This window comes from Pedobacter sp. CAN_A7 (assembly GCF_015752175.1).
GTDB lineage: Bacteria > Bacteroidota > Bacteroidia > Sphingobacteriales > Sphingobacteriaceae > Pedobacter.
Window position 1 is genome coordinate 918,092 of record NZ_JADOUW010000002.1, and the last position, 14,564, is coordinate 932,655.

The window sequence follows — 14,564 nt, forward strand, 5'->3', positions numbered from 1 at the left end:
AACCGGGATTTTTATTTATAGATATGGTGCCAAAAGTTGCAATGATAGGTGGGGGTAGTTGGGCTACCGCCATAGTAAAGATGTTATCAGATAACCGTACTGCCAAAGAGCTTTATTGGTGGATGCGCAATACGGAAGCCATTACACATATTCAGACGTACAAGCATAACCCCAACTACTTAAGTGCAGTGGAAGTAAAGCTGCCTGATGCCAATATTTCTGACGATATTAAAATGATTGTCCGCGCTGCGGATTATATTATTCTGAATGTACCCGCTGCCTTTTTAAAAGAAAGTCTGCAGGAACTCACTGCTGAAGACCTGGCGGGCAAAGTGATTGTATCTGCTATAAAAGGCATTGTACCCGATGAAAATCAGATCATCGGTGAGTTTATGCAAGAAAAATACCAGGTACCTGCAGAAAATATCCTGGTGATCAGTGGCCCTTGCCATGCAGAAGAAGTGGCGCTAGAAAAGCTTTCTTACCTGACCATTGCTTCGCTTGACATGGAAAAAGCAACCGCTTTCTCTTCTTTGCTCAATACCCGTTATATTAAAACCAATGTCTCCGACGATATCTTCGGAACTGAATATGCTGCAGTACTCAAAAATATTTATGCTGTAGCCAGTGGCATATGCCATGGGCTTGGCTATGGCGATAACTTCCAGGCGGTATTAATTTCTAACGCCATTCGCGAGATTAACCGCTTTGTGAACGCTGTTCATCCCATTTCCAGAGACATTATGGAGTCGGCTTACCTGGGCGATTTATTGGTTACTGCTTACTCACAATTTAGTCGTAACCGTACCTTCGGTAATATGATTGGCAAGGGTTATACTGTAAAATCGGCACAGCTGGAGATGAATATGGTCGCCGAAGGTTATTATGCCGCAAGCTGTATGCATGTGATAAATAAAAAATATAAAGTGGATATGCCAATCAGCCGTGCGGTGTATGCTGTGCTGTATGAGAAACATTCGCCACAAATTGAGATGCGCCTGCTTACCGAGCAACTGAATTAAGCAAACATTTCATCGGTCTGTCTGTTCTTAGGAAAACATTACACCATGAAAAGGAATATATTTACCGCTGCAGTTGCTTTAGGCTTGTTAACAGCCTTTACCGCACCCTCAGTTATAGCACAAGAAAAAAAAGAAACCGTTGGTCAGAAGTTAGATAAAACCACCAATAAAGTTGGTAAAACCGCTACCAAAGTGGGGAATAAAACTGCTGAGGTTGCTGTAAAAGGCACTTCTAAAATAGCCGATAAAACCTGGAAGGGCAAAATGGCACCCAATGGTTCTGATGTTTACATCAATAATAAAAATCAAAAGTATTATATCAATGAAAAAGGTGCAAGGATCTATTTAAAACCTTCGCAAATTAGAACAAAGGTAGATTAAACATAAAAAGGCGGTCCTTTTGGGGGCCGCCTTTTCTATATAGAAAGCTTTAGGGATTAAGACCTGCGTCTTCTATCGCCACCAGCACTACTTCCGCCTTCACGTCTGCCAGCACCACCGCTTCTTTCTTCACGGCTTCTGCCAGAGAAATCTTTGAATCCGCCACCAGCGTTTCCGCCTTCGCGTCTTCCAGCACCGCCTTCACGACGACCGCCTCCGCCACCACCGTAGCTTTTTCTTTCGCCGCCACCGCCGCCGAAGCTGCGTTTTCTTTCGCCACCGCCGCCGCTTCTACTTTCCGCTGCGTCACCAGATTTTTCAATCCTTACACCACGGTTGTTGAATTGTACGTCGTTGAAATTGCTGAATAACGAGTCAACACTTGCATCTTCCACTTCGAAGAACGAATAAACACCTTTAAGATCAATCTTACCTATGCTTTTTCCGCTGATTTTACCGTTATTACATACAAAAGATAATAAATCACCTCTAGTAAAGTCATCTACCGAACCTAAGTTGATAAACAAACGGGTATAACCTGCACTGTTTCTTGAACCACGTTCTCCACGCTCGCCACGTTCACCACGATCATCTGCAGATGCATTTAAATCAGGTGCGTTTTTGTAGTAATCTAAAAAGCGGTTAAACTCTAAAGATGCAAAACGTTTGATCACTTCTTCTTTGCTTAATTCAGCAAATTGTTCCATGATACGTGGAATGTATTGATCGATTTGTGCTTCGTTTACTTCAACAGTGTTTACTTTATGAACTAAAGAGAACAATTGTTTTTCGCAAACGTCGAAACCTGTAGGTAATTCTGCCTTGGTAAATTGTTTACCAATGATTCTTTCAATCTGACGGATTTTACCAGTTTCTTTAGCGTTGATGATACAGATCGAAATACCAGTTTTACCAGCACGACCAGTACGGCCAGAACGGTGGGTATAACTTTCAATCTCATCAGGTAAAGAATAGTTAATTACGTGAGTCACGTTGTTTACATCGATACCACGGGCAGCTACATCAGTTGCAATTAATAATTGCATGTGTCTGTCGCGGAAACGTTGCATTACCTTATCACGTTGTTGTTGAGATAAATCTCCGTGTAATGCATCAGCATTGTAACCATCTTTGATTAAGTGCTCTGCAACATCTTGCGTGTCCATTTTGGTTTTACAAAATACAACAGCAAAAATTTCCGGGTTAAAATCTACAATACGTTTAAGTGCAGCATATTTATCTCTAGCACGTACTACATAGTACTCATGTTCGATATTTACGTTACCTGCATTTTTAGTACCCATAGTCAACTCAATAGGGTTGTCCATGTAGTTCTTAGCTATTCTTCTTACCTCAGGAGGCATTGTAGCGGAGAATAACCATGTTTTTTTATCATCTGGTGTAGTCGACAAAATATCATTAATGTCTTCCTGGAAGCCCATGTTTAACATTTCGTCAGCCTCGTCTAAAACTACAAATTTCACATTCGAGAAATCGATAGCCTTACGGCCAATAATGTCTAACATACGGCCCGGTGTAGCCACAACTATTTGTACACCGATTCTGATCTCACGTAATTGCTGCATGATGTTTGCACCACCGTAAACGGCAACAACATTAGCACCTGAGATGTTTTTTGAGAAATTCTTGATGTCACTGGTAATCTGTAGGCAAAGCTCTCTCGTAGGGCATAAAATCAACGCCTGAGGCTTATTGCTTTTAAAGTCTATCAATTCTAACAGCGGCAAGCCGAATGCGGCTGTTTTTCCTGTACCAGTTTGGGCCAAACCAACAAAATCATTAACGCCCTCTAACAGTACAGGAATACTTTGTTCCTGAATAGGTGTTGGATTTTCGAAACCTAAATCCGTTACAGCATTAACAACGTCATCACTTATCCCCAATAATTTAAATGGGTTTGTCATGTATTATTTAATTAAGCCGCAAAGGTAACGATTTTAATTAGTTTTTCTTTTATGCTTAATAAAATAATAGCTGCCAGTCATTCAACGACTTAGCGTAGCCTGTCGGCAGATTTTATCAATTGTTCATCATTTTTAATGCCCCTTAGCGCTAAAATGTTGAAAATAATGGCCAGGATTGGCATAAATGCCCCTGCATTGTAAGCCACACCTTCCAGTCCGCCAGGCAGGTGTTGTGCCATCTGGCTAATCCAGAAACTTAAAGCAACAATTAATATGATAACCACATTACAAATTCTTTTCTGTAATGTCCTGTTTCTAAAGCTGAAAATATTGGCAAACGTTAATAAAGCTAAGGCAATGGTGCTAATGAACAAGGCCATAAAGCCTTCCATTTTAACTGTTCCGGTGGCAGCTTTCTGATACATACCGCTTACTAAAATCCAATATTCTGTGTCATTGCTAATTTTTGTAACCACTGGTAAAATGATTAATAGGAATAAAGTGAAACTGGCTAAGAAAAACCATATGGATTGTACTCTTTGTATCATATCAGTTTAATATTTCAGCAAATATATTAAAAGGCATAGACTAAGCAATTACAATTATAAGAAGTGTAATCAGAAAGATTAACTTTGTGAAATTGGATACGCAGCGATATTTTATAGAATTAGCCTACAATGGTACACCCTATCATGGATGGCAGATACAGCCCAATGCCATGACGGTGCAGGAATGCCTTGATAAGGCGTTATCGGTATTTTTCAGGCAACCTGTAATTACCCTGGGTTGTGGCAGAACAGATACTGGCGTTCATGCCACACAGTTTTTTGCGCACTTTGACCTGCTTACGGAATCTGCATTTGCAATAGAACAAAAAGTGAACAGCATCAACTCACTTTTACCTTATACCATTGCCATTAAAAGGATATTTAGGGTAGAAAACGATGCACATGCCCGCTTTCATGCCTTATCGCGCGCTTACCAATACCACCTGCATTTTCATAAAGACCCCTTTAAGTTAGATCGCTCCTGGTTGTATAAAGGAAACCTGGATGTGGAGGCCATGAACGAGGCGGCAAAGTTAATTGCCTCCTATACCGATTTCTCCTGTTTCAGTAAATCCAATACACAAACTTTTACCAACAATTGCAAAATTACAGAAGCGCATTTCGATAGGGTAGACGATGCCTTGGTGTTTACCATCCGTGCCGACCGCTTTTTACGTAACATGGTGCGTGCAGTTGTAGGTACCTTAATCAGGGTGGGGAAAAAAGAAATTGATTTAGTAGAATTGGCACAAATAATGGAAAGTAAGGACAGGCGTAATGCCGGTCAGTCGGTGCCTGCCTGTGGTTTATATTTAGTCCGCGTAGATTATCCTTTTGTAACAGCCGATGTCTAAAGTTAGTGGAGATGCTTTTAATGTAAGTTTACTGAAAAGAGTTTTTCAGTATGTAAAACCCTACCGCAAAATATTTGTCTGGTCGGTCATCCTTACCTTGTTGTTAGCCGTCATGGCGCCGATGCGCCCATACCTAATCAAGTATACCGTCGATAATTACATCATGACCGGCGATTATAATAACCTGGTCAACTTTACCCTCATCATGCTGTTGTTGCTGGTGTTACAAAGTGGTATACAATATAGTCACACTTTATTAACAAATATACTCGGGCAATCCGCAATTAAAGATTTGCGTGTCGATGTGTTTAACCACATCACCAAGCTGCGGTTGAAGTATTTTGATAAAACACCCATTGGTCAGTTAATTACCCGTACGGTATCTGACCTGGAAACCATATCCGATATTTTCTCCGAAGGTTTAATTGTCATCATCGGCGATATCCTGCAGGTGGCTGCCATCATTGCGGTCATGTTTTATTCAGATTGGGAACTGAGCATTGTGGTGTTGTTACCAATGCCGCTACTCATCGTAGCGACCTCTAAATTCCAAAAGGCCATTAAGTCAGCCTTCCAGGAAATCCGCACCGAGGTATCCAACCTGAATACCTATTTACAGGAGCATATTTCTGGTATTGCCATTATCCAGTATTTTGCAAGGGAAGAGCAGGAGTTCAAAAAATTTAAAAAGATTAATTCACGCTACCGCGATGCCAACATCCGGTCCAACTGGTACTATTCGATATTCTTTCCTGTGGTAGAAATTATATCGGCTTTATCCATGGGGCTATTGGTGTGGTGGGGCGCAAAAAGCATATTATCCAGTCCGCTGGATGTTACCCCGGGTACCATTCCCGAATTTCTGTTGTACATCAGCATGCTGTTTCGCCCTATCCGCGAGCTCGCCGATAAGTTTAATACCCTCCAAATGGGTATGGTAGGTGCAGAACGGGTATTTAAAGTATTAGATAATACCGAGATCACCCTCAATAACGGTACCCATGCCCCGGCTAAAATGAACGGCGCCATCAGGTTTGAAAACGTATGGTTTGCGTATAACGACGAAAATTTTGTGTTGAAAAACATATCCTTTGACGTGCAGGCCGGACAAACTGTTGCACTGGTTGGGGCTACTGGGGCAGGCAAATCGTCGACCATCAATATCCTGAACCGCTTTTATGAAATTCAGAAAGGGACGGTGAAAGTGGATGGTGTCAATATCTCCGAATATGAGCTGTCCTACCTTCGGGGTAAAATAGCCACGGTATTGCAGGATGTATTTCTGTTTTCCGATACCATCTTTAATAACATTACCCTGAACGACCCCGACATTACCATGAAAGAGGTGGTGGATGCCGCAAAAAAAGTAGGTGCCCATGATTTTATTGAGCGTTTACCTGGCAGTTACCAGTATAACGTGATGGAACGCGGGTCTACCTTGTCGGCCGGACAAGCACAATTGATCTCTTTTATCCGTGCCCTGGTGTTTAATCCTTCTATTTTGGTGTTAGATGAAGCCACTTCATCGGTAGATACGGAGACCGAAATGATGATCCAGCGGGCTATTGATAACCTGATGTATGGTCGTACAGCAATTGTGATAGCACACCGGCTGTCGACCATCCAGAAAGCTGACCTGATTATCGTGTTGGACAAAGGCGAAATAAAGGAAAAAGGCACGCATCAGGAACTGTTGAAATTAAATGGGTTTTACAAAAAGTTATATGACCTGCAGTTTAATTCGGTAGGAATCACCGGATAAATTTGGCATTCCATATCAATTAACTTAGATTTGCAAACAAAAAATTATAGATACATGAGTGTTTTAGTAAATAAAGATTCAAAAGTTATTGTTCAGGGTTTTACAGGAAATGAAGGCACATATCATGCTTCTCAAATGATAGAATACGGAACTGACGTTGTAGGTGGTGTAACGCCCGGTAAAGGCGGACAAACACATTTAGATAAGCCGGTATTCAACACCGTAAAAGATGCTGTTGATCAGGCTGGTGCCAATGTATCTATTATTTTTGTTCCACCTGCTTTTGCTGCTGACGCCATTATGGAAGCTGCTGAAGCTGGAATTAAAGTAATTGTTTGTATTACTGAAGGTATCCCGACAAAGGATATGATTCAGGTAAAAGAATATATTTCTGGTAGAGACTGCCGTTTAATCGGTCCTAACTGTCCAGGTATCATTACTGCTGATGAAGCTAAAATTGGTATCATGCCAGGTTTTATCTTCAAAAAAGGTACTGTAGGTGTGGTTTCTAAATCAGGAACCTTAACGTATGAAGCCGTTGACCAGGTTGTTAAAGCTGGAATGGGTATCACTACGGCTATCGGTATTGGTGGAGATCCAATTATTGGTACAACTACTAAAGAAGCAGTTGAGTTGTTAATGAACGATCCTGAAACTGAAGGTATCATCATGATTGGTGAAATTGGTGGTGGTATGGAAGCTGAAGCTGCCCTTTGGATCAAAGAACATGGTACTAAGCCAGTAGTTGGCTTTATCGCTGGTCAGACTGCGCCTCCGGGACGTAGAATGGGACATGCAGGTGCTATTGTTGGTGGTGCTGATGATACTGCTGCTGCAAAAATGAAAATTATGGCAGAATGTGGCATTACCGTAGTAGAAAGTCCTGCTGAAATTGGTGCTGCCATGGCTGCATTATTAAAAAAATAAGGTTAATTATTTCCTAACCATTTGTGAAAAGGACGTCTGATAAGACGTCCTTTTCACGTTTAAAATAACCTGTAAAAGAAGGGTAATTGAGGTCGACTCTGGGGGGCACATGAAATACTATGGCTACACTTTAATTTTACATTTCCCTGCAAACTTTATCTTTGCATATCTCGTATATTAGTATAAATCATAAAAAATGAGTAAAGTAAGCAATAGCCTATGGGTGATGTTGAGTATTTTCTTTTTAACAAGTTTCACCGCTTGCGCACAGAAGGAAAAAAAAGAAACGCCCGTTAAAAAAGCAAATCATATGGAGTGGAATAAATTAAGTAAAGCAGAAGAAGACGTTATTGTACGTAAGGGAACAGAATATCCGGGTACCGGAAGCTTATTAAATAATAAGGATAAAGGCACCTATGTGTGTAAAAGGTGTAATGCACCATTATACACTTCTGACTCTAAATTTGAATCAAACTGTGGCTGGCCAAGTTTTGATGATGAAATAAAAGGTGCCGTGATAAAAGTAGAAGATGCAGATGGCATGCGTACAGAAATCATATGTGCCAAATGTGAAGGTCACCTTGGGCACGTGTTCGTAGGTGAAGGTTTTACCGCTAAAAACACACGTCATTGTGTGAATTCTGTTTCCATGAATTTCGTGCCTGCAGCGCAATAAGACGTTGATTTTGAACAGGCCATGCAGCCCGGTGATGAACTCGCCGGGCTGTTTTTTTTGTTAAAAGTTTAGTTTTCTTATCTTTGGCGTTTCACCAACTTAAGTTTATATGAAGTATTGTTTGATTTTAATGAGTATGTTCTTGTTTTTAAAAGTACATGCGCAAGAAGAAAAAACAGATCAGGATACACCCAAAGTTCGCACAAAGACAGGTTTAGCCACCTATTACCACAGGAAATTTGAAGGCCGTAAAACCTCCAGTGGCAAAAGATACCGGGGCGAGCACTTAACCGCTGCCCACCGCACCTTACCCTTCGGTACCATCGTTACCGTAACAAACCTAAGCAATGGTAAAACCATTAATGTAGAGGTTAATGACAGGGGCCCCTTTACCAAAAGATATATAATTGATGTTTCTGAAAGCGCCGCAAAATATTTGGGCATCTTCGGAAAAGGTCATTCGAAGGTCGAAATCAGTTACGACCTGTCAGGCGTGTAATTTTATTTTACAACTCCGTTGCTATCAGAAAATTAAAATTATTACCCACACTTTTCTAAAATCAGCCGTTACCATTTAGCTTAAACGCCAAGTTTGGCAGGTAATTTATATGTCACTTTTGACTGGGATTGTGGATAAAATCAAAGGGTTGTTAACAACTTTGATGGCTAAACAGCAGGTGGTAATTTTATCTTTGTTATACAGACAACGGCAGAGATTTCACAGTTGTGCCACAGTACTAAAATTAACATTTTATCATCAATCTACTCTTTAAAATAAAATTATGCAGGAAGAAGAATTGCTATTAAGAGAAAATAAAGACCGTTTTGTTCTTTTACCAATTAAGTACCCGGAAATCTGGGAAATGTATAAGAAGAGTGAAGCTAGTTTTTGGACAGCTGAAGAGATTGATCTATCTGACGACCAGAAGCACTGGGATAATTTAAATGATGGTGAACGCCATTTTATCTCCCATATCTTAGCCTTTTTTGCTGCCAGCGATGGTATTGTCAACGAAAACCTTGCGGTTAACTTTATGAGTGAGGTGCAGCTGCCTGAAGCACGCTGTTTTTATGGTTTCCAAATCATGATGGAAAACATCCACTCTGAAACTTATGCCTTGTTAATCGATACCTATATAAAAGATCCGGATGAAAAAGACCGTTTGTTCCATGCCGTAGAAACCGTGCCTTGCGTAAAACGTAAAGCAGAATGGGCTTTGCGCTGGATCGATGGTGGTAGTTTTGCTGAACGCCTGGTTGCTTTTGCTGCCGTAGAAGGAATCTTCTTTAGTGGTAGTTTTTGCTCCATCTTTTGGTTGAAAAAACGTGGTTTAATGCCAGGACTAACCTTTAGTAATGAATTAATTTCCAGAGATGAAGGCATGCACTGCGAGTTTGCTTGTCTGCTATACAAAATGCTGGAGAATAAATTAAGCGAAGAAGCTGTACACGGAATTATCAGGGATGCTGTCGAGATTGAGAAAGAATTTGTTACCGATGCACTTCCCGTTGCTTTAATCGGCATGAATGCTAAATTAATGTCGCAATACATTGAGTTTGTTGCCGACAGGTGGTTACAGGAATTGGGTTACACCAAAATCTACAATGCAACCAACCCATTTGATTTTATGGAAATGATTTCCTTACAAGGTAAAACCAATTTCTTTGAGAAACGTGTGGGTGATTACCAAAAAAGTGGGGTGTTAACCTCATCAGAAGATAAGGCTTCGGCTTTCTCTTTGGATGACGACTTTTAGTCAACCCGCACACTATTATAACTAATTAAAAAACATAAAATATACTGATCCTATGTTTGTATTAAAAAGAGACGGCCGCAAGGAAGCGGTAAGATTCGATAAAATCACAGCCCGCATTGAGAAATTGTGCTATGGCTTTAACCCAGAGTTGGTTGATCCAATTGATGTGGCTAAAAAAGTAATTGAAGGTTTATATGATGGGGTAACTACATCAGAGCTGGATAACCTTGCTGCAGAAACTGCCGCCTCTTTAACCACCAAACATCCAGATTACGCATTACTAGCCTCGCGTATTGCGGTTTCTAACCTGCATAAAAATACGACCAAATCGTTTTCTAAAACGATGGAAAGTTTATACAACTACATCGATTCTAAAACAGGTAAATCTGCTTCTTTAATTGCTGATGATGTATGGGAAGTCATTAAGGCAAATGCTGATATTTTAGACAGCACGATTATTTACGACAGGGATTTTGGCTTTGATTACTTCGGTTTCAAAACTTTAGAAAAATCATACCTGTTAAAAATTGAAGGACAAATTGTAGAACGTCCACAGCACCTGTTTATGCGTGTGTCTGTAGGTATTCACAAAGAAGATATTGAAAGTGCTATTGCTACCTATAACCTGATGAGTGAGCGTTGGTTTACACACGCTACACCAACCTTGTTTAATGCGGCAACACCGAAACCTCAAATGTCATCTTGCTTTTTGTTAACCATGCAAGACGATAGTATTGAAGGGATCTATGATACCTTAAAACAAACGGCTAAAATTTCACAAAGTGCTGGTGGTATCGGTTTAAGTATCCACAACATCAGGGCCACAGGTTCTTATATTGGTGGAACAAACGGTACCAGCAATGGTATTGTACCCATGCTTAAAGTGTTTAACGACACGGCACGTTATGTAGATCAGGGTGGAGGTAAACGTAAAGGTGCTTTCGCCATTTACCTGGAGCCTTGGCATGCTGATGTGTTTGCGTTTTTAGACTTGCGTAAAAACCATGGTAAAGAAGAAATGCGAGCACGTGACTTGTTCTACGCCCTATGGATTTGTGATTTATTCATGAAACGTGTAGAAGAAAATGGCGAATGGAGTTTATTCTGTCCGCATGAAGCACCTGGTCTAGCTGATTGTTTCGGCGCTGAATTCGATGAGTTATACACCCGTTACGAGCGTGAAGGCCGTGCCAGAAAAACCATTAAAGCACAGGAACTTTGGTTTGCTATCCTTGATTCACAAATTGAAACCGGTACACCTTATTTGTTGTATAAAGATGCTGCCAACAGCAAATCTAACCAACAGAACTTAGGAACGATTAAAAGTTCCAACCTGTGTACTGAGATCATTGAATATACCGCTAAAGATGAAGTTGCCGTATGTAACCTGGCTTCATTAGCTTTACCAAGGTATGTAATCAATGGTGTGTTTGATCACCAGAAATTATACGATGTCACTTACCAGGTAACCATTAACCTGAACAAGATCATTGATCATAACTATTACCCGGTAGAGGAAGCTAAAAACTCTAACATGCGCCACAGACCAGTAGGTTTAGGGGTACAGGGTTTAGCAGATGCCTTTATTTTACTGCGCCTTCCATTTGAAAGTGAAGAAGCTAAAAAATTAAATACAGAGATTTTCGAAACCATTTACTTTGCGGCCATGACGGCATCGCATGACCTGGCTGTAAAACATGGTCCATACCAAACTTTCGCTGGCTCGCCTTTATCCAAAGGTCAGTTTCAGTTTGACCTTTGGAATGTAACTCCAGACAGCAACCGTTGGGATTGGGAAACGTTACGTGAGCAAGTAGTGAAAGATGGTGTATACAACTCTTTATTGGTTGCACCTATGCCTACGGCTTCTACTTCACAAATTTTAGGTAATAACGAATGTTTTGAGCCATACACTTCTAATATTTATACCAGAAGAGTATTGAGTGGAGAGTTTGTAGTGGTTAACAAACACTTGTTAAAAGACCTTGTGGCCTTAGGTTTATGGAACACTGCCATGAAAGACAGGATTATTTTAGCCAATGGTTCGATCCAGCACATTGACGAGATTCCTGATTACATCAAAGAACTGTATAAAACAGTTTGGGAGATTAAAATGCGTAGCATTATTGACATGGCAGCGGATCGCGGTGCCTATATCTGTCAGTCTCAATCCCTAAACTTGTTTATCAATGCGCCAAATACGTCTAAACTGACTTCTATGCACTTCTATGCCTGGAAGAAAGGATTAAAAACGGGTATGTATTACCTGCGTACACAAGCGGCTTCACAGGCTGTGAAGTTTACTGTAGAAAATCAGGCAGGTAAAAACATGGAGCCAATCATTCCGGAACATATTGAAGAAAGTGCAGAAGAGATTGTAGACGGACCTGTTTGTTCGATGGAAGAAGGCTGTATCAGCTGCTCTGGATAAACAAAACTTTTTAGAAAATACACAGGAGTAAGATTCGTTTCTTACTCCTTTTTTTATGCCTTATCTTTGCCTTAATGGTAAAACATGAAATCATTTCCTGCGAACGTTGCCACACCCGGGTGGAGTGTAAAGCCAATGCCTCGTTAAAGTGCCAGTGTAACGCCGTACAGTTAGACCTGAACGAAGTGCAATACATCAGCGAGCTTTATGAAGGTTGTCTTTGTGCCGCTTGTTTACGCGCTTTACAGCTGGAATATCAGGAAAGTATCTGATCTGCGGAGCAATCGGCTACAAACAAAAATTTTCTGTTAACTTTGCGTTTCAAATATTCTGAACATGGCAAAAGTACAAGTTGGATTGGTGCAGATGAGCTGTACCGCTGATAAACAAGAAAATTTAGATAAGGCGATTGTTAAGATTCGCGAGATTGCTGCTCAAGGTGCTCAAATTGTTTGCCTGCAGGAATTATTTACCTCCCTTTATTTTTGTGATGAAGAAGATTATACCAATTTTCAATTAGCAGAAGCCATTCCTGGTCCTTCTACCGACGTGCTTTCTAAAGTAGCTGCAGAACTTAATGTGGTGATCGTTGCTTCTTTATTCGAGAAACGTGCCGAAGGTTTATATCACAATACCACCGCTGTTTTAGACGCTGATGGTACTTATTTAGGGAAATACCGTAAAATGCACATCCCCGATGATCCGGGTTTCTATGAGAAATTCTATTTCACTCCTGGCGATTTAGGTTATAAAGTTTTCAAAACAAAGTTTGCCAAAATAGGCGTATTGATATGCTGGGACCAATGGTATCCTGAAGCGGCACGTATTACCGCATTGATGGGTGCCGACTTCCTTTTTTACCCTACCGCTATTGGCTGGGCCACAACACAAGATGAAGGAACCAATACCGAGCAGTACAATGCCTGGCAGACCATACAGCGTTCACATGCTATTGCGAACGGTGTTCCGGTAGTGAGTGTAAACCGGGTAGGCGATGAGGCCGGTGTTACCTTCTGGGGCGGATCTTTTGTGTCCAATCCTTTTGGAACTATTTTATACCAGGCACCACACCTGGAAGAAACATTAAAGGTAGTGGAACTCGACCTGTCCAAATCTGACAGCTACCGTACACACTGGCCTTTTTTACGCGACAGACGTATTGACAGTTATTCACAGATTACAAAAAGATATATTGATGACGAATCTATTTAAGGATACGCCAAAGCAGTTAGGTTACACTTTTCCGGCAGAGTGGGCAAAACATGAAGCCACCTGGTTAAGCTGGCCACATAAGGAAGCTTCCTGGCCAGGTAAACTGGAAACCATTTATAAACCTTACTGCGAGTTTATTAAGGTAGTTGCCGAAGGCGAAAAGGTGCGGATCAATGTGAATGATGAGGCGACAAAGGATTTTGCTACTGCAGAACTGCAAAAGGTGGGTGCCGACCTGAATAACATTGAGTTTTATTTTAACCCCAGCAATGATGCCTGGTGCCGGGATCACGGTCCGGCTTTCCTGCTTAGCGCAGATCAAAGCAAAAAAGCAGTTATCGATTGGGGTTACAATGCTTGGGGCGACAAATACCCTCCATATGACCTGGATGATGTGATACCCACTAAAATTGCAGAGCACTTTGAGTTACCTTTATACAATCCCGGCATTGTGATGGAAGGTGGTTCTGTTGAATTTAATGGCGCAGGAACTATATTAACGACTACCGCATGTTTGCTAAACGAAAACCGTAATCCTCATTTAAATAAGGCACAAATTGAGCAGTACCTGATGGATTATTATGGTGCAGAACAGGTATTGTGGTTAGGTGATGGCATTGTTGGTGACGATACCGATGGCCATATTGATGACATTACCCGTTTCGTCAACAAAAACACCGTGCTTACCGTAGTGGAAAGCAATCCGGAGGATGAGAATTACCACCTGTTGCAGGAAAACCTGGAAACGCTTAAAACCATGCGTTTACCCGATGGCGAAGCTTTAAACATCATTACTTTACCCATGCCTTCGCCGGTAATCCATGAAGATACGCGATTGCCAGCATCTTACGCTAACTTTTACATCACAAACCATGCCGTAGTGGTCCCTACATTTAGGGATGCCAACGACAGCCTGGCACTCGATATTATCCAACAGGCTTTTCCAGACCGCAAGGTAGTGGGCATTGATTCTACTGATATTATCTGGGGCCTAGGTAGCTTCCATTGTTTAAGTCAGCAGGAACCCGCAACTCAACCTATATTAACACCAGCTATATAAAATACCCTC

Annotated in this window: 14 protein-coding genes; 12 read left to right on the forward strand and 2 right to left on the reverse strand. The window is 41.1% G+C overall.

Going from position 1 to position 14,564, the window contains the following annotated elements:
* Nucleotides 1–23 precede the first annotated feature (23 nt).
* Complete coding sequence (locus IWX76_RS10160) at nucleotides 24–1,022, forward strand: NAD(P)H-dependent glycerol-3-phosphate dehydrogenase (protein ID WP_196859774.1); 999 nt, start codon at nucleotides 24–26, stop codon at nucleotides 1,020–1,022.
* 45 nt (nucleotides 1,023–1,067) lie between these two features.
* Complete coding sequence (locus IWX76_RS10165; protein WP_334641674.1) at nucleotides 1,068–1,403, forward strand: hypothetical protein; 336 nt, start codon at nucleotides 1,068–1,070, stop codon at nucleotides 1,401–1,403.
* A 56-nt stretch (nucleotides 1,404–1,459) separates the two neighbouring features.
* Here the strand turns inward: IWX76_RS10165 and IWX76_RS10170 are convergent, their stop codons facing one another.
* Together IWX76_RS10170 and IWX76_RS10175 are read right to left on the reverse strand one after the other, a co-directional pair.
* Nucleotides 1,460–3,328, reverse strand: a complete 1,869-nt coding sequence (locus tag IWX76_RS10170; RefSeq protein ID WP_196859775.1) for a DEAD/DEAH box helicase — start codon at nucleotides 3,326–3,328, stop codon at nucleotides 1,460–1,462.
* 89 nt (nucleotides 3,329–3,417) lie between these two features.
* A complete protein-coding gene (locus IWX76_RS10175; protein WP_196859776.1) occupies nucleotides 3,418–3,876 on the reverse strand; it encodes a DUF4293 domain-containing protein in 459 nt (152 codons plus the stop codon).
* Between the two features lie 86 nt (nucleotides 3,877–3,962).
* Here IWX76_RS10175 and truA point away from each other — a divergent pair, with 86 nt between their 5' ends.
* The 10 genes from truA (at nucleotide 3,963) to IWX76_RS10225 (ending at nucleotide 14,555) form a co-directional block, all read left to right on the forward strand.
* Complete coding sequence (truA, locus tag IWX76_RS10180; protein WP_196859777.1) at nucleotides 3,963–4,730, forward strand: tRNA pseudouridine(38-40) synthase TruA; 768 nt, start codon at nucleotides 3,963–3,965, stop codon at nucleotides 4,728–4,730.
* On the forward strand, nucleotides 4,723–6,492 hold the full coding sequence (locus IWX76_RS10185; protein WP_196859778.1) for an ABC transporter ATP-binding protein: 1,770 nt from the start codon (nucleotides 4,723–4,725) through the stop codon (nucleotides 6,490–6,492). The genes truA and IWX76_RS10185 overlap by 8 nt, the downstream gene beginning before the upstream one ends.
* Before the next feature lie 54 nt (nucleotides 6,493–6,546).
* Nucleotides 6,547–7,419 (forward strand): succinate--CoA ligase subunit alpha, encoded by an 873-nt coding sequence (gene sucD, locus IWX76_RS10190; RefSeq protein ID WP_196859779.1) that lies wholly within the window; start codon nucleotides 6,547–6,549, stop codon nucleotides 7,417–7,419.
* Nucleotides 7,420–7,615: 196 nt separating this feature from the next.
* Entirely contained in the window at nucleotides 7,616–8,095 is a 480-nt protein-coding gene (locus tag IWX76_RS10195) for a methionine-R-sulfoxide reductase (protein ID WP_196859780.1), read from the forward strand.
* Nucleotides 8,096–8,204: 109 nt separating this feature from the next.
* Nucleotides 8,205–8,594 carry a septal ring lytic transglycosylase RlpA family protein gene (locus IWX76_RS10200; protein ID WP_196859781.1) on the forward strand — a complete coding sequence of 130 codons (390 nt, stop codon included), beginning with the start codon at nucleotides 8,205–8,207 and terminating at the stop codon, nucleotides 8,592–8,594.
* Nucleotides 8,595–8,877: 283 nt separating this feature from the next.
* Nucleotides 8,878–9,852 carry a ribonucleoside-diphosphate reductase small subunit gene (locus IWX76_RS10205; protein WP_196859782.1) on the forward strand — a complete coding sequence of 325 codons (975 nt, stop codon included), beginning with the start codon at nucleotides 8,878–8,880 and terminating at the stop codon, nucleotides 9,850–9,852.
* Between the two features lie 52 nt (nucleotides 9,853–9,904).
* Nucleotides 9,905–12,283: a ribonucleoside-diphosphate reductase subunit alpha gene (locus IWX76_RS10210; protein ID WP_196859783.1), complete on the forward strand. Its 2,379-nt coding sequence runs from the start codon at nucleotides 9,905–9,907 to the stop codon at nucleotides 12,281–12,283.
* Nucleotides 12,284–12,357: 74 nt separating this feature from the next.
* Nucleotides 12,358–12,555, forward strand: a complete 198-nt coding sequence (locus IWX76_RS10215; RefSeq protein ID WP_196859784.1) for a cysteine-rich CWC family protein — start codon at nucleotides 12,358–12,360, stop codon at nucleotides 12,553–12,555.
* A gap of 64 nt (nucleotides 12,556–12,619) precedes the next feature.
* Nucleotides 12,620–13,495 carry a carbon-nitrogen hydrolase gene (locus IWX76_RS10220; RefSeq protein ID WP_196859785.1) on the forward strand — a complete coding sequence of 292 codons (876 nt, stop codon included), beginning with the start codon at nucleotides 12,620–12,622 and terminating at the stop codon, nucleotides 13,493–13,495.
* Nucleotides 13,479–14,555: an agmatine deiminase family protein gene (locus tag IWX76_RS10225; protein WP_196859786.1), complete on the forward strand. Its 1,077-nt coding sequence runs from the start codon at nucleotides 13,479–13,481 to the stop codon at nucleotides 14,553–14,555. Before IWX76_RS10220 ends, IWX76_RS10225 begins: the two co-directional genes overlap by 17 nt.
* Nucleotides 14,556–14,564: the final 9 nt, after the last annotated feature.